General features: G+C 43.3%; 17 protein-coding genes. 15 read left to right on the forward strand and 2 right to left on the reverse strand.

All coding sequences use genetic code 11. The features are described from left to right. Positions 1-36 precede the first annotated feature (36 nt). Positions 37-1,680 (forward strand): chaperonin GroEL, encoded by a 1,644-nt coding sequence (gene groL, locus CYL31_RS09605; protein ID WP_212918683.1) that lies wholly within the window; start codon positions 37-39, stop codon positions 1,678-1,680. A 226-nt stretch (positions 1,681-1,906) separates the two neighbouring features. Here groL and CYL31_RS09610 read toward each other — a convergent pair whose 3' ends face one another. After that, positions 1,907-2,080: a hypothetical protein gene (locus tag CYL31_RS09610; RefSeq protein WP_212918684.1), complete on the reverse strand. Its 174-nt coding sequence runs from the start codon at positions 2,078-2,080 to the stop codon at positions 1,907-1,909. Between the two features lie 691 nt (positions 2,081-2,771). Between CYL31_RS09610 and ltrA the strand changes: the two genes are divergently transcribed. The 14 genes from ltrA (at position 2,772) to CYL31_RS09680 (ending at position 17,811) form a co-directional block, all read left to right on the forward strand. Further along, positions 2,772-4,427 (forward strand): group II intron reverse transcriptase/maturase, encoded by a 1,656-nt coding sequence (ltrA, locus tag CYL31_RS09615; protein ID WP_212918685.1) that lies wholly within the window; start codon positions 2,772-2,774, stop codon positions 4,425-4,427. A gap of 17 nt (positions 4,428-4,444) precedes the next feature. Further along, positions 4,445-4,849, forward strand: a complete 405-nt coding sequence (locus CYL31_RS09620; protein ID WP_212918686.1) for a hypothetical protein — start codon at positions 4,445-4,447, stop codon at positions 4,847-4,849. 215 nt (positions 4,850-5,064) lie between these two features. After that, entirely contained in the window at positions 5,065-5,787 is a 723-nt protein-coding gene (locus tag CYL31_RS09625; protein ID WP_212918687.1) for an EAL domain-containing protein, read from the forward strand. A gap of 147 nt (positions 5,788-5,934) precedes the next feature. Beyond that, the gene (locus CYL31_RS09630; RefSeq protein ID WP_212918688.1) at positions 5,935-8,139 is read left to right on the forward strand and encodes a FimV/HubP family polar landmark protein; all 2,205 of its coding nucleotides are present in this window, start codon (positions 5,935-5,937) and stop codon (positions 8,137-8,139) included. Further along, positions 8,132-8,956, forward strand: coding sequence for a tRNA pseudouridine(38-40) synthase TruA (truA, locus tag CYL31_RS09635; protein ID WP_212918689.1), 825 nt, complete (start codon positions 8,132-8,134; stop codon positions 8,954-8,956). Before CYL31_RS09630 ends, truA begins: the two co-directional genes overlap by 8 nt. Further along, on the forward strand, positions 8,940-9,557 hold the full coding sequence (locus CYL31_RS09640) for a phosphoribosylanthranilate isomerase (RefSeq protein ID WP_212918690.1): 618 nt from the start codon (positions 8,940-8,942) through the stop codon (positions 9,555-9,557). Before truA ends, CYL31_RS09640 begins: the two co-directional genes overlap by 17 nt. Further along, the gene (gene trpB / locus CYL31_RS09645) at positions 9,550-10,761 is read left to right on the forward strand and encodes a tryptophan synthase subunit beta (protein WP_212918691.1); all 1,212 of its coding nucleotides are present in this window, start codon (positions 9,550-9,552) and stop codon (positions 10,759-10,761) included. The genes CYL31_RS09640 and trpB overlap by 8 nt, the downstream gene beginning before the upstream one ends. Then, complete coding sequence (gene trpA, locus CYL31_RS09650) at positions 10,758-11,564, forward strand: tryptophan synthase subunit alpha (protein ID WP_212918692.1); 807 nt, start codon at positions 10,758-10,760, stop codon at positions 11,562-11,564. The genes trpB and trpA overlap by 4 nt, the downstream gene beginning before the upstream one ends. Positions 11,565-11,595: 31 nt before the next feature. Then, on the forward strand, positions 11,596-12,459 hold the full coding sequence (gene accD / locus CYL31_RS09655) for an acetyl-CoA carboxylase, carboxyltransferase subunit beta (RefSeq protein WP_212918693.1): 864 nt from the start codon (positions 11,596-11,598) through the stop codon (positions 12,457-12,459). A 4-nt stretch (positions 12,460-12,463) separates the two neighbouring features. Beyond that, positions 12,464-13,720, forward strand: coding sequence for a bifunctional tetrahydrofolate synthase/dihydrofolate synthase (gene folC, locus CYL31_RS09660; RefSeq protein WP_212918694.1), 1,257 nt, complete (start codon positions 12,464-12,466; stop codon positions 13,718-13,720). 3 nt (positions 13,721-13,723) lie between these two features. Then, a complete protein-coding gene (locus CYL31_RS09665) occupies positions 13,724-14,341 on the forward strand; it encodes an SPOR domain-containing protein (RefSeq protein ID WP_249411754.1) in 618 nt (205 codons plus the stop codon). 75 nt (positions 14,342-14,416) lie between these two features. Further along, entirely contained in the window at positions 14,417-14,950 is a 534-nt protein-coding gene (locus CYL31_RS09670; protein WP_212918695.1) for a CvpA family protein, read from the forward strand. A gap of 77 nt (positions 14,951-15,027) precedes the next feature. Then, the gene (gene purF / locus CYL31_RS09675) at positions 15,028-16,536 is read left to right on the forward strand and encodes an amidophosphoribosyltransferase (RefSeq protein WP_212918696.1); all 1,509 of its coding nucleotides are present in this window, start codon (positions 15,028-15,030) and stop codon (positions 16,534-16,536) included. A 99-nt stretch (positions 16,537-16,635) separates the two neighbouring features. Beyond that, positions 16,636-17,811, forward strand: coding sequence for an O-succinylhomoserine sulfhydrylase (locus tag CYL31_RS09680; RefSeq protein WP_212918697.1), 1,176 nt, complete (start codon positions 16,636-16,638; stop codon positions 17,809-17,811). A gap of 101 nt (positions 17,812-17,912) precedes the next feature. Here the strand turns inward: CYL31_RS09680 and CYL31_RS09685 are convergent, their stop codons facing one another. Next, on the reverse strand, positions 17,913-21,080 hold the full coding sequence (locus CYL31_RS09685; RefSeq protein ID WP_212918698.1) for an efflux RND transporter permease subunit: 3,168 nt from the start codon (positions 21,078-21,080) through the stop codon (positions 17,913-17,915).

Genomic DNA, 21,080 nt, shown 5'->3' on the forward strand with positions numbered 1-21,080 from the left:
GATTCATAGCATTTACAACAGTTAAGGTATAAGAAAATGGCAGCTAAAGAAGTTAAATTTGGAGATAGCGCTCGTCAGCAAATGCTGAAAGGTGTGAACGTTCTTGCAGATGCAGTTAAAGTAACATTGGGACCAAAAGGTCGTAACGTTATTATTGAGAAATCTTTTGGCGCACCGCTTGTTACTAAAGATGGTGTGACAGTAGCGAAAGAAATCGAGCTTGAAAACAAGTTTGAAAACATGGGCGCGCAAATGGTGAAAGAAGTTGCTTCTCAAGCCAATGATGTTGCCGGTGATGGTACAACAACAGCGACTGTACTTGCGCAAGCAATTGTGGCTGAAGGTCTTAAAGCCGTTGCAGCGGGTCGTAACCCAATGGATCTTAAGCGTGGTATTGATCAAGCCGCTGCTGCGGTAGTAAAAGAGATCGCTGCGCAATCTACGCCTTGTACTGATACTCGCGCTATTGAGCAAGTTGGTACTATCTCTGCTAACTCTGATTCTTCTGTTGGTAGAATCATTGCAGAAGCGATGGAGCGTGTTGGTAAAGAAGGTGTTATCACAGTAGAAGAAGGTTCAGGTTTTGAAGATGAGCTAGCTGTGGTTGAGGGTATGCAGTTTGATCGTGGCTACCTATCTCCTTACTTCATCAACAATCAAGAGACTATGAGTGCGGAGCTTGAAAACCCATTCATCCTTCTTGTTGATAAGAAAATTTCTAATATCCGTGATTTGCTACCAGTATTGGAAGGCGTTGCAAAAGCATCTCGTCCGTTGTTGATTATTGCTGAAGACGTTGAAGGCGAAGCCCTAGCGACTTTGGTTGTGAACACTATGCGCGGCATTGTAAAAGTAGCTGCTGCTAAAGCACCTGGTTTTGGTGATCGCCGCAAAGCAATGCTTGAAGATATTGCAGTTCTTTCTGGCGCTACCGTTATTTCTGAAGAAGTCGGCTTGAGTCTAGAAACGGCTACTCTTGAGCAACTAGGTACGGCAAAGCGCGTTACTTTGACAAAAGAAAGTACAACGATTGTAGATGGTGCTGGTAATGCAGCAAACATCACCAGCCGTGTTGAGCAAATTCGTGCTGAGATTGCTAACTCTTCTTCTGACTACGATAAAGAAAAACTTCAAGAGCGCGTTGCTAAATTGGCTGGTGGGGTTGCTGTCATCAAAATTGGCGCGGCAACTGAATTGGCAATGAAAGAGAAGAAGGCACGTGTAGATGATGCTCTTCATGCAACCCGTGCTGCGGTTGAAGAGGGTGTTGTTGCGGGTGGCGGTGTTGCACTTGTTCGCGCTCTTACTAAAATCGTTGACCTAAAAGGCGACAACGAAGATCAAAGTGTTGGTATTACTCTTGCGCTACGTGCGATGGAAGCACCAATGCGTCAAATCGTAATCAACGCAGGCGCTGAAGCTTCTGTTGTTGTTGATAAAGTGAAAAAAGGTGAAGGTAACTTCGGTTACAATGCTGCCACTGGTGAATACGGCGATATGTTGGAAATGGGTATCCTAGATCCAGCAAAAGTAACTCGCTCTGCACTTCAAGCGGCAGCATCTGTAGCAGGTCTTATGATCACTACTGAAGCAATGATTGCTGATTTGCCAAAAGACGACGCTGGTATGCCTGATATGGGTGGCATGGGCGGAATGGGTGGTATGGGCGGGATGATGTGATGCGACGAGAGTCGCAGGGGTAGCTAGCCTCGCGGGGTCCAACGTCAGTAAATACTAACATAGTGTTGATATTTACTCCCACCCGTAATAACTAGTATATAAGAAAACCCGATGTTCGGGCGTTAAATCCCGAGCATCGGACTCTCTAATGAGAGATCTAAACTCGGGTGTATATCGCCTATTGAAATAAAGTTCGCAAAGTGAACCCGAACTTATTAAATCGACTTCAGTTGTATAGCTGAGTCATTTTCACAGAGATGAATTCTGATTTATCGGATCTCGTCCATTTCAAAGTCATACTGAGGTAAATCTGCTTTTTACGGGATTTATTGAGGTAGGCATCATTGTGTTCTTCTAATACTAGACTGGCAAACGCTTGCGCGTAAGCTGGTATTTTCATTGTCTCACCTGTTCGCAGGTAGCGAGACCTAATGTTCAGCCATTAGTAGCCTAAGGATAGTGCGTCACTGGTAACGGTGGGGTGCGGAGCTTCCTTACAATGTAGTCCCCATCACGGGTATATTTCATCCGTGAGGGTGGATATAGATATTGCGAACAACACGCGATTGAGACACTAGGCTTGTTGGTATGGTTAACGTACGTGAACTACTGATAAACACCGTCATCCGCAAAGAGCTAAGTGTTGTTATAAGGCTCTGACCAAAATGGTATGTGGTTGGTTGTACTCTTCACATCTGGGTACACGCTGACTTTAAACCACCGGTGGATAGGTAGAACCTAAACCAATAGTGTGAAAATACTGGAACTCGGTAAGCCCGTAACTCTGCCTTCTGGGCAGGTGATCCGCAAGGAAAGCTGTTGGGGTTGCGGGTAAAGGAGGATGGAAAAAGCGAATGCTGACCTGTAACGGGTTGGATAGAGGTTCGAACTTTGCCTTGGCTCGAAAGGGCGCAGACTTCCATCTGGTCTTTAATCGTGTGAAAGCCTGTAAAGCTTTCTATTAAATAGAAAGTGGAGTCTTCGGACTCCATTACCAATTGAACACCCACGAGGGGAAAGATTTATCTCCCCTCGTGGGGATAAATCCGTCTCCATCTTGTGGGTGCTCTTTAATCTAGGAGGACTGCAAGATGAGCAATTCATCAAATGAAGCGCCTGCGTCATCCCACTTCGCTAACTCATGGCATGAGATTGACTGGGAAACCTGTCATCTCAAAGTGAGAGAGCTACAGGTTCGGATCGCGAAGGCAGCTAAAGAAAAGCAATGGCGAAAAGTGAAACAGCTCCAACGTATGTTGGTGCATTCCTTCTTTGCCAAAGCTATTGCCATAAAACGTATCACTGAAAACCGAGGCCGTCGTACGGCTGGAGTAGATGGTGAGACATGGGGTGACCCAACGAGTAAATGGACAGCAATAGGGAGAATGAAGCGGAATGGCTATAAGCCCAAACCGCTGCGCCGCGTATATATTCCAAAAGCAAACGGCGAACGTCGTCCGCTAGGAATACCGACGATGCTGGATCGAGCTATGCAGGCACTATACCTGTTAGCACTCGAACCCGTTTCGGAGATATGTGGTGATCCTAATTCCTATGGTTTTCGACCTTTACGATCTACTAGAGATGCCATCGAACAGTTGTTTGTCAACTTGAGTCGCGGGAACTCTGCGCAGTGGGTTTTAGAAGGCGATATAAAAGGATGCTTTGATAATATAAGTCATGATTGGTTAATCAAGAATGTTCCTATGGATCGACTGATTCTCAAGAAATGGCTAAAAGCTGGCGTTTTAGAGCAGGGCAAATACATTGACACTGAGTCTGGCACACCGCAAGGAGGAATCATTTCTCCTCTACTTGCGAACTGGGCGCTTGATGGTCTAGAGCCATTGCTTCGTGCTAAATATGGGCGAATTGGTTCAAAGGCCGCAGGTAAGGCAAAGGTCAACTATGTTAGGTATGCCGACGATTTTGTGATCACAGGAATTTCAAAAGAAATTCTAGAAAATGAAGTGAGACCCTTAGTGGAGGCCTTTATGGCTGAACGAGGATTAGAGCTTTCGAAAAGCAAAACCGTTATCACGCCTATTCATAAAGGCTTTGACTTTTTAGGTCAGAATGTCAGGAAATTTGGCGATAAGCTTTTAACTAAGCCATCGAAAAAGAACCTGAGAAATATCTTGGCAAAAATCAAATCCATATTTGATCGCAATAAAATGGCCATAACTGCGAATTTGATAAGGCAGCTTAATCCGGTTATTCGTGGATGGGCGTACTTTCATCGAGCGGCAACGGCGAAGCAGGCGTTTAAATACTTGGATCATAGAGTCTGGAAGATGTTGTGGCGCTGGTGTTGTCGTAGACATCCTCAGAAATCACGACGTTGGATAGCAAATAAGTATTTCACAGCAATAGGCAATCGCAACTGGATCTTTCATGATTCAGATGTGAAGGAAAAGAAGTTAATTCTGTTCTATGCCTCGGACGTGAAGATTATGCGCCATAGAAAAATCAAAGCAGAAGCCTGTTTCTATAGCCCAGAGGATGAGTTTTATTTTGAAGATCGACTCGATTATCAAATGAAGAACTCAGAATTTGGCTTGAAAAAGGCTTACTCGTTGTGGAAACGGCAATGCAGAAGGTGTTCAAATTGCAACCAACTGATAACATCTGAAACAGGGTGGCATATACATCATGTGGTAGAGCGTTATAAAGGGGGTAGTGATAAACTGGATAACTTGGTGTTGCTGCATCCTAATTGTCATCGTAGACTACACTCAAACGATTAAATAATTAGGGAATAAGAATGTCAAAGAATGAGCTTCTAATTTTGATAAACGAGGGCAAGTTGTCTAGCGTTGATAGAATCGATAAAGGATATCGTGAACTCAAACAGCTAGGTTACATCTCACATCCTAAAACAAAGGGGATTGAGGAAATTTCTGCTATCGAAATTACAGACAATGGTATTAAATATCTAATGGAAGTGCTAGGAGTAGCATTGCCTGATGATAAGCGTACTCTTGATCTACTTAATCTCTTTCTTATTCCAAATGATCTTAGAGGTGTCACTATGATGGAGTATAGGTTCATTCAGGCGCTGGGTGCAGTTAGTCTGAAAGAACTAAACTCATCTAATGTCTTATATGAGAAGGACGATCGTAAGATATTCGAAAATATCCAGTTCTTCGAAGAAAAGTTGCTGGCCTAGTTCGCTAGGCTTATAAAGGCTTGAGCCGGATGCGGGGAAACTTGCTTGTCCGGTTCTTAGGGGGCGGCGGTACAGTAATGTACTGCTGCTACCCGGCATCCTTCTCTAACTCATTGATAATAAAGAAAACCTCGCTATTTGGCGGGGTTTTTTTTTATAATTAATTTTCATGTTAATGAGTGTTATTCTCGGTCTTTGTATTAGGGTTTTTCTAAATGGATGTGTTGTCACAAAAGGTGTTGTTGGAGTTGGTTGAATCTAAACGATTTGGGGTTGAGTATCAGCCCATTGTGGAGCTGAAAACGGGTGATGTGTTCGCGTATGAGGCTCTTTCAAGGTTTAGGTCTGTGGCTGGTGAGTTGATAAGGCCCGATTATGTGTATGCTGCGCTACACGACAATCCATTGCTATTATTTCAGGTTGAGCTCGCTCAAAAAAAGATACAGTTGGAGCATCTATCCAATTCAGAAAATGTTTTTGTTAATTTAGATCAAGATGCTTTTTATGCCTGCGGACAGGATTCAGAAGATAACCCTTTTGTTGATCTGATACAGTCAGCGGGACGAGGTCGAGTAGTGGTTGAATTAATAGAAAACTCTGAAATGAGTGATGCTCTAATGAGTTTATCTATGATTGAGTTGTTTAATGGGTTGGGTATTCGTACTGCATTGGATGATTTGTGTAATCCAAAATCTATGCTATCTGTTGCGGTGTTGCAGCTAGTGGAGTGGATAAAGTTGGATAAATGTGTGCTAGAGCAGAGATTAGATGCTAATTTTATGGTGTTTGTATCAAAGATTATAGATTTTGCTCATGCTACAGGTAAGCAGGTTATTCTTGAGGGAGTGGAAGTGCAGGATGACTTAGCTTTTGCTCGAAAGATAGGTGTGGATTTTGTACAAGGGTTTTATTTTCGAGATGGTTTCTTAAGTCATTAGGGGGAAAAAATGTATTGCTTTTGCGTTTTTTATCTTTCTCTTGCGTTTAGTGCAAACCATTGATTCTAAAGCTATTGATAAATGGTCACCTGTGTAAGATACTTGTTTAGATATTTATGTCCATAATTTGTAAATAAAGGGAAGCTTATGCTCAGAAAAACCCTCGTTAGTATTGCTGTGTCAGGTGCGCTATATGTGTCCAGCAGTTACGCATTGGAACTGGGTGAGTTGACCTCTCAATCAAATTTGGGCGAACCTTATCGCGGAAAAATTGAACTTTCTGATGTTGGGGCTTTGACAAATAACGACATATTGATTCGTTTGGGCAGTGAAAGTGAATTCCGCCAAGCTGGCTTTGCACAGACTAGAGTTCTATCTCAGTTGAAATTTGATGTCGTTCGCGATAACGGCAATCTTGTTGTTTCTGTTTCGTCTGATCAACCTTTACGGGTCGATGAGCTGCATTTCGTATTGGCTGCCCGTTGGCCTAGTGGACAGGTTGTTCGAGAATATCAAACACCATTAAATCAATCTGCTCTCGTTAAGAAATCTCAAAAAGAAGTGGTTCAATCTGTACCTGTTGCATCTGCTTCCGCTATCTCTAGTCAAACAGTCTTCCGTAAAGCGACTATTGCTGCAGAGAAACTATCTTCTAAAGGTCAGCTTAATGTGGCCAAAGGAAATACGCTCTGGTCTATTGCAGGGCAAAATCGCCCCTCGAATCAGCTGACCATTTATCAAACAATGATGGCGATACAGGCACTTAATAAAGACGCTTTTTATTCAGATAATATAAATTTATTGAAGGAAGGTGCCATTCTGCGTTTGCCAACTCAGGATCAAATTGCACTTTTTAACAAAACAATTTCAGAGACAGAGTTTAAACGTCAGCATGATGCTTGGATGGCGCTAAAAGGTTCCAAAGGTAGTGCAGCTATAGAGCAGGCTCAGTTAAATACGCAAGCGAAAGCGAAAGCAGCGGCTAATGCGCCTGCAGCTGGCGGTGATAAGTTAACCCTAGCTTCTGGACAGAGTTTATTGCCTGAAGGTACAGCGAGCTCTAATACTGGGGATGACAGTAACGCAACACTAAGCGCTTTACAGGGTGAGTTGTCTGCTTCACAAGAGATGCTAGATAAAGAGCAGCGTGAAAAAGGCGAACTATCCGCTCAATTAGGTGATTTGAACAAACAGCTTGAAACTCTTGAACAGCTGATTAGTTTGAAAGATAAGCAAATGGCAGACTTGCAGCAGCAATTTGCTAGCGCTCAGCAGGCTCTTCAGGAACAAAAAAATACGGTAGATCAGCTTTTGGAAGCCGATCAAATTCGTCGAGAAAAAGAACTGGCAGAAGATAATTCAATTGTTAATAAGATATTCGGTAATCCAATTGTTGTATCAATTGGTGCGGTAGTCTTGTTACTGCTTGGTTTCTTGGTAGGTTTGGTTATGCGTAGGGCTGGAAAAAAACAAGAGGAGCAAGAATCATCAAAAAAGGATGAATTTGATCTTTCGCCAGCCGCGGTGGCTGCTCCAGTCGCCGCCGTTGCTGTGGCCGATTATGCCCTAGACGATGAGCTCGAAGAAAAAGAAGAGTTAAAAGAAGAAGATCCTTTCGCATTTGATTTTGATACACCGGATGAAGATGATGAGCTTGAAGATTTCGGTTCTTTCGGAGAAGAGATTGCTTCTGTGGAGTTCACGGATCCAACGGTTGATGACGAAATGGATTTTTCTGATGATCCGGAAGATGAGCTTGAGAGCGCATCAGAAGACGACGCTATTGATGATGATATGTTTGCGTCTTTTGATGAATCTGATGATTTGCCAGATCCAGTGCTTGATCTTGATGAAGAAGATGAACTAGATGATTTGGAGGCCTTCGCTGAAGATGATATACCAACAATGACGCCGGAATCTGCTGGATCGATTGATGATGAAAAAGTTGAAAGTGAAGAGGAGTCTTTTGTTTCGAGTTTGCTAAATGACGCCGATCAAGATGATGTTGATGAATCGTCTATTTTTAGTGGTGCTCCAAATGATTCCTTAGCCAATTCAATAGAAGAAACATTGGCGGAAGCTCAACAAGAAGAAGATGAAATTGAAATTCCTTCATTTGGTGAGGCTGAAGCGGCCGCAGATGAAGAAGTTAGTGATGAAGAGGAAGAGTTCGATTTCTTTGATGCCAGCGGTGATGAAGTTGCAACCAAGCTAGATTTAGCAAGAGCCTATATGGATATGGGGGATGAAGAGGGTGCACGAGTTATTCTGGATGATGTTATTGAGTCAGGTAATGAGCAGCAAATCGCTGAAGCACAGAATATGATGGAGCGAATGTTCCCAAGTGACTAAAAAAGTAGTACTAGTTGTTGAATATAATGGCTCTGAATATAAGGGCTGGCAAGCGCAGAAATTTGGTGTTCCAAGTGTCCAGGAGAATTTAGAAAAAGCGTTGTCTGTCATTGCAAACCACCCTGTTAAGGTGGTTTGCGCTGGCCGAACAGATTCAGGCGTCCATGCAAGTGCTCAAGTTGTTCACTTTGAAACTGATGTGGAGCGAAATGAGCGAGCTTGGACAATAGGCGTTAATACTTATCTTCCAGCTGATATTACCGTGGTGGCTGCAAGTTCTGTATCAGAAGATTTTCATGCACGTTTTAGTGCTTTAAGTCGTCGTTATCGGTATGTCATATATTCGTCGGCTTTTTGTCCTGCTATATTGGCCAAAGGTGTGACTTGGACATATAAGACACTCGATGTTGATGCCATGAAGGCTGCTGCGAAAGAGTTTTTAGGTACTCATGATTTCTCCTCTTTTCGTGCGATTGGCTGTCAAGCTAATACGCCTATCCGAACGATCTTAAATTTCGATGTGCAGCAGCTGGGGCAATATATTGTCTTGGATGTTCGAGCCAATGCTTTTTTGCATCATATGATTCGAAATTTCGCCGGTGTCTTGATGTCTATTGGTGCAGGTGAAAAGCCTGTCTCTTGGGCAAAACAGACCTTAGAGGCAAAGGATCGTACCAAGGGTGGTATCACAGCACCGCCAACTGGGTTGTATTTTGTTGATGCTCAATACCCCGATGTCTTTAATGTACCTAAACGACCTTTAGGTCCTCATTTTTTACCCTATGTAGACGAGCCAGCCTATGAACTGCCGAGTTAAAATTTGTGGGATAACAAATCTAGAAGACGCGCTTATGGCGTGCAGTCATGGTGCTGATGCTTTGGGATTTGTTTTTTACGAAAAAAGCCCCAGATATGTATCGTCTGAAGTGGCAAACTCTATTGTGTCTCAGTTGCCGCCTTTCGTAACGCCCGTGGCTTTATTTGTCGATGCTGATGGGACTCTAATTAATTCTGTAATAAGTGGCAGCTCGCGCTGGGTTATTCAGTTTCACGGTAGTGAGTCTGAGTCTGAGTGCTTTTCTTATAAGCGTCCATATATGAAAGCATTACGAGTGCAGAAAGGGGATGATGTTACAGCTTTGGTGAATCAATACCCGAGTGCTAGCGCTATGTTGTTGGATGCCTATAAAGCAGGTGTGCCTGGCGGAACTGGCGAGGTGTTTGATTGGTCTTTGATTCCAGATAATTTGTCTAAACCGATTGTGCTGGCGGGTGGCTTAACCCCAAGTAATGTCGAGCAAGCGATAAAACAAGTTAAGCCTTACGCCGTAGATGTTAGTGGTGGTGTTGAGTTATCAAAAGGCATCAAGAGTGAGCCTAAGGTTCAAGAATTTATTAGTGGAGCAAAATGTGGATAGCAAAGATATTAATCTAGATTTACCTGATTCTCATGGTCGTTTTGGTCCCTATGGCGGCATATTTGTTTCTGAAACGCTGATGTCGGCGCTAGAAGATTTGGCTGAAATGTATGAGCGCTTATCTAAAGATAGTGCTTTTCAAGCAGCCTTTGACTATGACTTGGCGCATTATGTTGGTCGTCCATCTCCGCTCTATTTTGCCGAGCGGCTAACAGAAAAAGCCGGTGGTGCGAAGATATATCTGAAGCGTGAGGATTTAAACCACACGGGTGCCCATAAGATAAACAATACAATTGGGCAGGCCTTGCTAGCTAAGCATATGGGTAAGCCAAATATTATTGCAGAAACTGGAGCGGGACAGCATGGCGTCGCTTCTGCGACAGTTGCGGCTCGGTTGGGGTTGAAGTGTAAGGTGTTTATGGGGGCTGAGGATATTCGTCGTCAGTCACTTAATGTGTATCGAATGAAGTTGTTAGGTGCGGAAGTCGTTCCTGTCGAATCAGGTACTAAGACATTAAAAGATGCACTTAATGAAGCGATGCGCTATTGGGTAGGGAATGTAGATGATACCTTTTATATTATTGGTACTGCTGCTGGCCCTCATCCGTATCCTAAATTAGTTCGAGATTTTCAATCCGTTATTGGTCGTGAAACGAAAGCTCAATGTTTGGCGCAGGAAGGTCGTTTGCCTGATGCTGTTGTTGCTTGTGTTGGTGGTGGCTCAAATGCCATTGGCATGTTTCATCCATTCATCAAAGATGAAAGTGTCGCAATGTATGGAGTTGAAGCGGGTGGTGATGGTATTGAAACCGGTCGTCACGCCGCTCCATTGAGCGCTGGTCGCCCTGGTGTTCTTCATGGGAATCGTACTTATGTCATGGCTGATGACGATGGTCAGATCATTGGTACTCATTCTATCTCTGCTGGTTTAGATTATCCTGGTGTCGGTCCTGAGCACGCTTGGTTGAAAGATATTGGCCGTGCTAACTATGTGGCGATTAATGATGATGAGGCGATGGATGGCTTCCGAGATTTAACTCGTTTGGAGGGGATCATGCCTGCGCTTGAGTCAAGTCATGCCGTTGCTTATGGCATGAAGTTAGCGGCGACGATGGAAAAAGATAAGATTGTTGTGATTAATCTTTCGGGTCGTGGTGATAAAGATATTCTTACCGTTGCTGAATTGGATGGGATTGAAGTATGAGTCGCATTAAACAATGTTTTGAGAATTTAGAAAAATCTGGTAAAAAGGCGCTCATTCCGTATATTACCGCTGGTGATCCTAGTCCTGATTATACAGTGACCTTGATGAATGCTTTGGTTGAGTCTGGCGCTGATGTTATTGAGATTGGTATGCCTTTTTCTGATCCAATGGCGGACGGCCCAGTCATTCAATTGGCTTGTGAGCGTAGTTTAGCTGCTGGAACCAGTGTTAAAAAAGTACTGCAAATTATTACTGAATTTAGACAAGGTAATAAGCAAACACCGGTTGTTTTGATGGGCTATTTGAACCCAATTGAGTTTTTTGGGTATCAGGCATTTTCTGATGCGGCAAAAGAAGCGGGTGTTGATGGCATTTTATTAGTAGATCTGACTCCTGAAGAGGCAACAGATGTAGTAGAATGCTTCCGAGAGAACGAGATAGATCTTATTTATTTGCTGTCACCTACGACAACACCAGAGCGTGCAAAGAAAATTTGTGACTTGGCATCAGGCTATGTTTACTACGTTTCTGTGAAAGGTGTAACTGGTTCTGCTGAGCTAGATGTCGATAGCGTTAAGCAGCATGTTGATGCATTGCGCAAAGTCACGACATTACCTATTGGTGTTGGTTTTGGTATACGCGATGCAAAAACTGCAGCTTCAGTAAGCAAATGTGCTGATGGCGTTATTGTTGGTAGTGTATTAGTGAATGCTATCGCTGAGAATAAAGATCATCAAAAAGAATATGTGGCTGACGCTCTAAGCGCTATTTTATTACCTATGCGTAATGAAATGGATGCTTAAGCGATAGCAAACGAGAAATGTGGAGAAGTAAATGAGTAGCTGGTTAGATAAATTTGTCCCTTCCATTGTGCGCAGTGAATCAAAGCGTAGTACAGGTTCTGTGCCTGAAGGTCTTTGGAAAAAGTGCCCTAAATGTGAAAATGTTCTATATCGTCCAGAGTTGGAAAAAAACTTAGATGTTTGTCCAAAATGTAATCATCATCTTCGTGTTGGTGCTCGTCGTCGTTTAGATATTTTCTTGGACAAAGAGGGGCGTCATGAAATTGGTGCTCACCTTGAGCCTGAAGACAAATTAAAATTCAAAGACTCAAAGCGTTATAAAGATCGTTTAGCTGATGCTCAAAAAGCGACTGGCGAAAAAGACGCCTTGGTTGCTATGCAAGGTGCTTTGAATGGTATGCCAGTGGTTGCAGTAGCGTTTGAATTTAGCTTTTTGGGCGGTTCTATGGGCGCTATTGTCGGAGAGCGTTTTATCCAAGCGGTTAACGTTTGTTTAGAAAAACGTATTCCGCTTGTATGCTTTTCTGCCAGTGGTGGTGCGCGTATGCAAGAAGCGCTAATTTCTTTGATGCAGATGGCAAAAACAAGTGCTGGTTTGGAGCGCTTGAAGCAAGAAGGTATTCCTTATATTTCTGTTATGACGGATCCAGTTTTTGGTGGCGTATCTGCTTCTTTGGCTATGTTAGGCGATTTGAACGTTGCTGAGCCAAATGCTTTGATTGGTTTTGCTGGCCCTCGCGTTATTGAGCAAACCGTTCGTGAAAAATTACCAGAAGGTTTTCAGCGTAGTGAGTTTTTGTTGGAAAAAGGCGCGTTAGATATGATTATCAAGCGTGATGAAATGCGAAACCGCTTATTCAATATTCTGTCTTTGCTGACCAACAAGGTTGCTTAATTAGATGACGCACACGTCATTAGCTAGCTGGCTCTCATATATTGAGAGTCAGCATCCTTCGGAAATAGAGTTAGGTCTAGAAAGAGGGAGCAAGGTATTAGCTCGACTGAACTTATCTAGACCTAAGTGTAAAGTGATCACTGTAGCTGGAACAAATGGCAAAGGATCAACTTGCGCCATGCTGACTCAGTATCTGTGTTCACAAAACTATTCTGTTGGTACCTACACCTCTCCCCATTTTCTTGCTTTTAACGAACGGATTGCATTGAACGATTCGCCTTGCGACGATGAGATTCTTTGTCGTGCTTTCGAGGTCATTGAGGCTGCGCGAGAAGATATTGCCTTAACGTATTTCGAATTCAGTACGCTCGCTGCGCTATGGATTTTTGATCAGTCTGAGTTGGACTATTGGGTGCTTGAAGTAGGGTTAGGAGGGCGATTAGATTCTGTCAATATGATAGATACTGACGTTGCTGTTGTGACTTCTATTTCTTTGGACCATATTGATTGGTTGGGTGATAACTTGGATGTTATTGCTCGGGAAAAAACAGGCATTGCGAGAAAAGATAAGCTGCTTGTTAGTGGAGTGGTTAATCCACCCAGTACTATCGCGAGTACAGCGCTAGAAGTCGGTGCACATTTACGCCAAAAAGGTCTCGATTTTCATTTTGAGCTAGGCAAACACACTTGGTCTTGGTCTGGTGATGGTGTTCAATTTGAGAGTTTACCTATTCCATCGCTACCCTTGCAAAATGCAGCTACTGTTGTTGCAGTCTTGGTGTATATGGGGCTTTCTCCTACGCATGACGATCTAGTTTCTTTATTTAGCCGTGCACAGCTAATGGGACGTTTTCAGAAAGTGGCAACGTCTCCTGATGTGTACATTGATGTGGCTCATAATCCTGAGGCTGCTATTGAATTAGCTCATCGTATCAGCAGCTTGCCACGTAAGCCAGTTGCTGTTTGTGGTATGTTGAAGGACAAAGATATTTCTAGTGTGATGGTGCATCTGGCTGACAGTTTTTCAGATTGGCTGTGCTGTGATCTGGCTGGGCCCAGAGGTGCGAAGGCAAGTGAGCTTGTGAAGCATATTATGCATAGTTCTCCAGGCCTTGTGTCGAAGACAAATGCCTTTTCGTCTGTTGCTAGTGCGTTTCAAGCTGCGTTATCAATAGCTCAAGCAGAACAACGCTCAGTGATTGTTTTTGGTTCCTTTGTAACTGTCTCGGATTATTTGGCGCTTAATCAATCAAAAGAGTGATTTATGATAGATAGAACCGTTACGTACAGACTTATTGGTGCCGGTATCATGGTGCTATCGGCAGCAATAATATTGCCTTTAATTTTGGATGGTGAGCGTCCAGCAGAGTTGGATGCTCAAGTTCAAGTTACCACGCCGCCAGCTTTCCCTGTTGTGGATATCGCCCCTGTTCAACCTGTCGATAGTTTGCCTGTTGAGCAATTAGTTGGGGAAGAAAAAGCCGCCGAAGATATTCGTTTGATTCCAGTTCCTCAATCAGCAAAAGATGTGGCAAGCATTAGTAAAGCTGAGTCTACTGTTTCTGCTAAGTCTGAGGCTAAATCCGAAGTAAAGCCTGAAACAAAACCTGAAGTGAAAGCGCCCGTTGAAAAAGCGACACCAGCAGAAATTGCCGACCGTTGGGCGCTGCAAATCGCGACATTTAAGGGTAAGGATAATGCTGTTCGCTTAGTCGAAAAGCTTAAAGGGGCTAATTACGATGCCTATAGCTTGACGACTAATTCGCTTTATAAAGTGTATGTTGGTCCCGAGTTCAAGCGGGAAACCTCTGAAAAAATGCGTGATGATATTAAGAAGAAATTTAACTTAAACGGCATTGTCGTTAAATATTCAGTTAATTAGTTCGAGGTTTTGTGTCTCGGTATTTGGAAAATCTTAGGCATCTGTTAAACTCCGCAGCGATTTTTAGAGGTATTCATGGAGCAAGTAAGTTCAATGTCGACGATTGATTGGTTGATAATTGCTGTAGTGGTTCTTTCCACGCTTTTAAGTTTAAAAAGAGGCTTTGTTAAGGAAGTTTTATCGCTTCTAACTTGGGTGGTTGCTTTTGTTGTATCGGTTAAGTTCTCAGATCAGATGCAATCTCTGCTTATTGATCAGGTTCAAAATGATCAGATCCGCTATATTGTTTCATTTGTTTCCCTATTTATAGCTACTTTAATTGTTGGGGCCTTGGTGAGTTTTTTGCTAGGTTCCCTTATTCAAGTAACCGGTTTATCGAGCACTGACAGAGTATTAGGCATGTTATTTGGCTTTGCTCGTGGTGGCTTGATTGTCGTGGCTTTTGTTTCTTTATTGAGCTTAAGTCCAGCTATTGAAAAAACAGAGTTTTGGAAAACTTCACAATTGATCCCTCAATTGGGACAGTTGAATGACTGGACGCGTGATATGTTAGGCAAGAGCTCGAATCTTATGGATTCGTCTCTCATTGACCGCGCCCTTGGAAATTAGTTGCTCAATGTAGCAGCCAAATAGATAAAGAACCTTTGCGGCGTTTGTCGCAATTCCCCAACACGAGGATCTAGAACATGTGTGGTATCGTTGGTGTCGTAGGCACGTCTGTGGTTAACCAAGCAATTTTTGATGCGTTAACCCTTCTTCAGCATCGTGGGCAAGATGCTGCGGGTATGGTTACAAGCCATAACGGACGATTATGTTTACGCAAAGACAATGGTCCGGTGAGTGAGGTATTTCGCACTCGCCATATGAAAAAACTACACGGTAACATAGGTATAGGCCATGTCCGTTATCCAACGGCAGGGACTTCTAGTTCAGCAGAAGCTCAACCATTCTATGTTAACTCTCCCTACGGCATTTCACTTGCACACAATGGTAATTTAACGAACACCGCTAAACTGAAGCAGGAAGTATTTGAGTCTGACTTACGTCACATCAATACGACCTCTGATTCTGAAGTCTTGGTAAACGTCTTGGCTCACGAACTTCATGAAGAAGGAAAGTTGGTGCCAACCCCTGAAGATATTTTTAATGCACTTGAGCGTGTTTATAAACGTATCGAAGGTGGTTATGCGGTTGTTACCTTGATCACAGGTTATGGTATTTTGGCATTTCGTGATCCAGATGGTATTCGTCCATTGATTTATGGCTCTCGTCAAACAGATGAGGGTATTGAATACATGGTTGCTTCTGAAAGTGTGGCGCTTGATGCGGCAGGTTTCAAAATTGAGCGTGATATCCAGCCAGGTGAAGCAATCTTTTTTGATCTAAACCACAACGTTCATGTACGTCAGTGCACACCGAAAAAAGTAGCGCGTCCTTGCTTGTTTGAATATGTTTACTTTGCTCGTCCAGATACGGTTATTGACAGTATCTCTGTCTACAAAGCACGTATCAACATGGGGGATCGTCTTGCAGCGAAAATTCAGCGTGAATGGATAAATCACGATATTGATGTGGTTATTCCAATTCCAGATACAAGTCGAACTGCTGCTTTACAAATTGCGCAAGCATTAAATATTCCGTTCCGTGAAGGTTTGGTTAAAAACCGCTATATCGGTCGTACGTTTATCATGCCAGGTCAGGCTATTCGTAAAAAATCTGTGCGTCAAAAGCTGAACCCTGTGCCTTTTGAGTTTAAAGATAAAACGGTACTACTTGTTGATGATTCCATTGTTCGTGGTACGACAAGTAAAGAAATTATCGAGATGGCACGAGAAGCAGGTGCGAAGAAAGTATATATCGCATCAGCGGCACCAGAAGTTCGCTACCCGAATGTTTACGGTATCGATATGCCTGCGGCTAAAGAACTTATTGCCCACGATCGTAATGTCGATGAAATTTGCGAATTAATTGGTGCGGATAAATTGATATTCCAAGATTTGCAAGATTTGATCGATGCATGTATTGATGAAAAACACTCAGATGTTCGTGAATTTGATACTTCTGTGTTTGACGCAAAATACATTACAGGCAATATTGATGCTGCTTACTTAGCGGGTATTGAAGGCGCGCGTAATGATTTAAATAAAGCTGCGGTCGAAGACCAAGAAGCTAGCGATATGATGCATCCTATGTAATATTTGCATTATCTTGTGACGGATAAAACTAAGCCAGGTCACGCCTGGCTTAGTTGTTTTTGGAAAATGATTTTTTGAAAAGTGGCTTGGAGTGAAGTAATGGCTGATTATAAAGACGCAACGAATGCGATTCGTGCAGGTATTCGTCAAACGCAAGAGCAAGAAAACAGTGAAGCCATTTTTATGACCTCGAGCTTTGCTTATGGCAGTGCAGAAGAGGCGGCAGGAAAGTTTTCTGGTGAAGAGGATGGTAACGTTTATTCTCGTTTTACCAATCCAACCGTTGAGTTATTTGAAAAACGCTTAGCCACTTTAGAAAAAGGTGAGGCGGCCATTGCGACGAGTTCTGGTATGGCTGCGCTAATGACCTTAGCATACAGTTTGTTAAGTGCAGGTGACCGCGTTGTTTGCTCACGCAATATTTTTGGTTCTACGGTTAAATTCTTTAATACTTACACAACAAAATTTGGCGTCGAAGTAGTTTATGTTGATGCGACAGACTACGCCGCGTGGGAAGTAGCGATTAACGAAAACACACGTTTTTGTTATTTCGAAACACCATCTAATCCGCTTTATGAAGTAGTAGATGTTGCTCGTGTGGCCGCATTAGCGCATGCCAAAGGTGCTTTGCTTTGTGTTGATACGGTTTTGGCTACGCCAGCATTGCAGAATCCTTTGATGCAAGGAGCGGATATAGTGATGCAATCAGCCACTAAGTTCATTGACGGGCAAGGTCGCTGTCTAGGTGGTGCTTTAATTGCCAGCCAAGAGATAGTTGATGTCTTTACCGCCTTTATGCGCAGTGCTGGGCCATGTATGAGCCCGTTCAATGCGTGGGTGTTGTTGAATGGCCTTGAAACCTTGTCTTTACGTATGACAGCGCATTCAGCAAACGCTTTGAAGTTGGCAGAGTTCTTAGAAGCACATCCTAAAGTGCTTAAAGTGAATTACGGTGGATTGCCTAGCCACAAATACCATGAACTTGCTAAACAGCAGCAAAAAGACTTTGGTGGTTTGTTATCCTTTGAAGTTGATGGTGGTCGTCAGGCTGCTTGGACGGTAATCAATGCTACTAAGCTGATGTCTATTACGGGTAACTTAGGTGATACCAAAACCTTGGTGACTCATCCAGCTACCACGACTCATGGCCGTTTGACGGATGAAGAAAAAGCCAAAGCTGGTATTGCAGAAGGCTTAATTCGCGTATCTGTTGGCTTGGAAGATATTGACGATATTATTGCAGATGTCAAAGAGGCGTTAGCACAGTTGGTTTAATGTTTGCCTGCTGCTAATAACAAGTTATAAAAAAGCGGACTTAGAAAATACTCTAAGTCCGCTTTTTTGTTTTCAGTGAATTCTCTTCAGGGAGGCTGGGCTTAACTGTCTTTTGTTTCTTCCTGTTGGGTTTGTTGGTCTAAAGCTTGCTCCTCCAATGCTTGGAGCTGTTTTTGTTCTTTGCGGCGATAACCTAGAACCAATAAACAAGGCGTGAGAATAAGTGTTAATGGTGTGGCAAAGGTGAGGCCGCCAGCAATGGCGGTGGATAATTGTGTCCACCATTGAGCCGATGGTGCGCCAATGCTAAAAGACTGGTGAATAAGGTCAATATTAAGCTGAAAAACCATCGGTACTAGTCCAAGAATGGTTGTGATAGTTGTCAGCATAACCGGTCTTAGGCGCTGAACACCTGTTCGTATCGCTGCTTCCCGAACCATCATGCCTTGCTTGCGGAGCCCATTGAAGGTATCGATTAAAACAATGTTATTGTTTACAACAATACCTGCAAGGGCGATCACTCCAACCCCGCTCATTACAATGCCAAATGGCTGTCCTTTCACCATAAGTCCAATAAAAACACCCATGGTCGAAAAGATGACTGCACTCAATATCAATAGGCACTGGAAGAAATTATTAAACTGGGTGACTAAAATGATAGCCATGATGAAGAAAGCAACAGCAAAGGCTTTAATCAAAAATATCATGGATTTTTGTTGGTCTTCGGTATTACCACGGAACTCATAGCTAACGGATTTATCAATGCCAGCAGCATCCAGTTTTACTTTTATGGCTTTGATTACTTCATCGACTACTAAGCCGTCTTTTACATCGGCTTCAATTTTAATGGTTTTCTTGCCGTCCGTTCTGTTTATGACACCTTGTTTAGGAGCGGCATACCGATGAATGAAGTTGCTGGCTGGAATGCTGCCTTGATTAGTTGGAATCTGCAGTTGATCCAATTGATCCAGACTGCGTTGATTAACTGGATAACGTAAAACGATATCAATTTTGTCATCCGCACCTTCAGGTAAGAAATCGCTTAATGTAATGCCTGTGGTGACTAATTTAATGACGTTGCCGAGACTGTTAACGTCGACACCGTAACGGCTGGCTTCTTCGCGATTGATGTCGATACGCCACTCAATGCCTGCAAGAGACCTGTCATCATTTACTGTTATTATCTCATCTCTGATTAAGAGCTGTTTGCTGATTTCGTCAGCAGCAAGATTAAGGGCTTCAGAATAGTTTGAACTAAGTTGCAATTGGATGTCGGCACCAGATTGCGGGCCGCCTTGTTCTTTTTCTGCACTGATCTCGATACCAGGGATTTGCTTGGTTTTTTCTCTTATTCTATCCAGTATAACGCCCGCAGAGTCGCGTTTGTACCAGTCAATAAACTCCATGCTTATTGAGCCAATGCTATCTGGTGCGGCATTGTTTCCAGGTGTTGAGTAGGAAGTGGAAACAACACTCTTTAGTTCTCGTGTGCCAATGATTTGCTGTTCAACTTGTCTGACCAATGCATCCTTTTCTTCAAGAGAAAGGTCACCGCGAGCTCGTATGTCTAAATTAGCAGATTCGGGTTCGATGTTAGGGAAGAATTCAATGCCCTTGCCAAACTTGCCATAGCTAACAAAAATGCTAAGCAGTAGAGCAATAGTGAACAATAAAACCCAAATAGGGCGTTCTACTAGGCGAGTTAGCATTCGACCATAGAACCCAGTTGGACCAGTAAGCTCTTTTAAGTCACCGGTTTCTGCAACTCGTAAGGCATGTATTGTTTTTTCTGTATAGGCGCCTTTTTTGCCGATAATGGAACCTATAGTTGGTAATACAATTAACGCCATTACCAAGGATGAGGAAAGCGTCGCTATAATGGTTATAGGCATGAAACGCATGAATTCACCGGCGATATCTGGCCAAAATAATAAGGGCATGAAAACAGCTAGAGTGGTAGCTGTAGAGGCGGTGATTGGCCACGCCATGCGTTTAGCAGCCTCACTGTAGGCTTGTCGTTTGGATGCTCCTTCTGCCAGCCTGCGGTCAGCATACTCAGTAACAACGATAGCTCCGTCTACTAGCATGCCAACACTGAGTATTAAGGCGAATAAAACAACCATGTTAATGGTGTAGCCTTGTAAATCGAGAATTAAAATACCGGATAAGAATGCGCCGGGGATGGCTAAGCCAACCAATATGGCGCTGCGTACACCAAGTGCCCAGACAATCACTATCATTACTAGCAATGTCGCCGCTAGCACGTTATTGAATAGATCGTTTAGTGATGTCTCAATATCGGTGGATTTATCGCCAGTAAGGTTGTATTCGATGCCTTCTGGCCATTGTTCACTTTCGTTTTGCACCGCGGCTTTAACAGCATCTATGGTTTCTATGATGTTAACGCCGACTCGTTTTGAGACAGCGAGTGTGATGCTGCGTTTGCCTTCTACACGTGCGTAACTGGTCGGATCTTCAAAGGTCAACTCGCCGGTAGCTATATCCTTCATAAGAACGACTTGGTCGCCATCTGCTTTAATAGGTAAGTTTAGAATGTCTTCTTCGGTTTTAAGTAAGCCCGGGACTTTTAGCGAAAAGCGTCCGGCTCCTGTGTCTAGATTGCCTGCCGCGACTAGACGGTTATTGCCAGAAACGAAGTTGGCAACGTCAGACAGTGAAAGATTGTACGATTCAAGTTGCTCAGGGCGAATGATGATCTGCGCTTCTTGTTCACGGTCGCCACTGATTTTTGCTTCTAACACGCCATCAATGGCTTCAATGGAGTCTTGAAGGTTTTTTGCTGTTCGACTGAGTGTGGCGAAGCTTACATTGCCCGATAAGTTAACTCGCAAAACTGGGAAAGTTGAAAGGTTCACTTCCGTTACTGTTGGCTCATCGGCATCGTCAGGTAGCTCGCTTTTGGCTCTATCTACCTTGTCTCGTGTATCACTAATTGCTTGGTCAATGTCTACGCCAGATTCGAATTCAAGAATGATAGAAGCGTGGCCTTCTGAGGCAGTTGATTTCAGTTCTTTTAAGCCTTCCAGTCCTTTGAGTTCTTTTTCTAACGGATGGACTAGTAAGCTATCAGCATCTTCGGGCGAGATGCCTTCCAAAGTGACAGAGACATAAGCCATCGGAATGGTAATGTCAGGGTCGCTTTCTTTCGCGATTTCAATGTAAGAAACCGTACCCATGATGAGAATGAGCACGAAGAACATCATAACGGTACGAGAGCGAGCTAAGGCCGCCTCAATCAATGTTTGCAT

Source organism: Marinomonas sp. A3A, from assembly GCF_018336955.1.
Lineage (GTDB): Bacteria > Pseudomonadota > Gammaproteobacteria > Pseudomonadales > Marinomonadaceae > Marinomonas > Marinomonas lutimaris.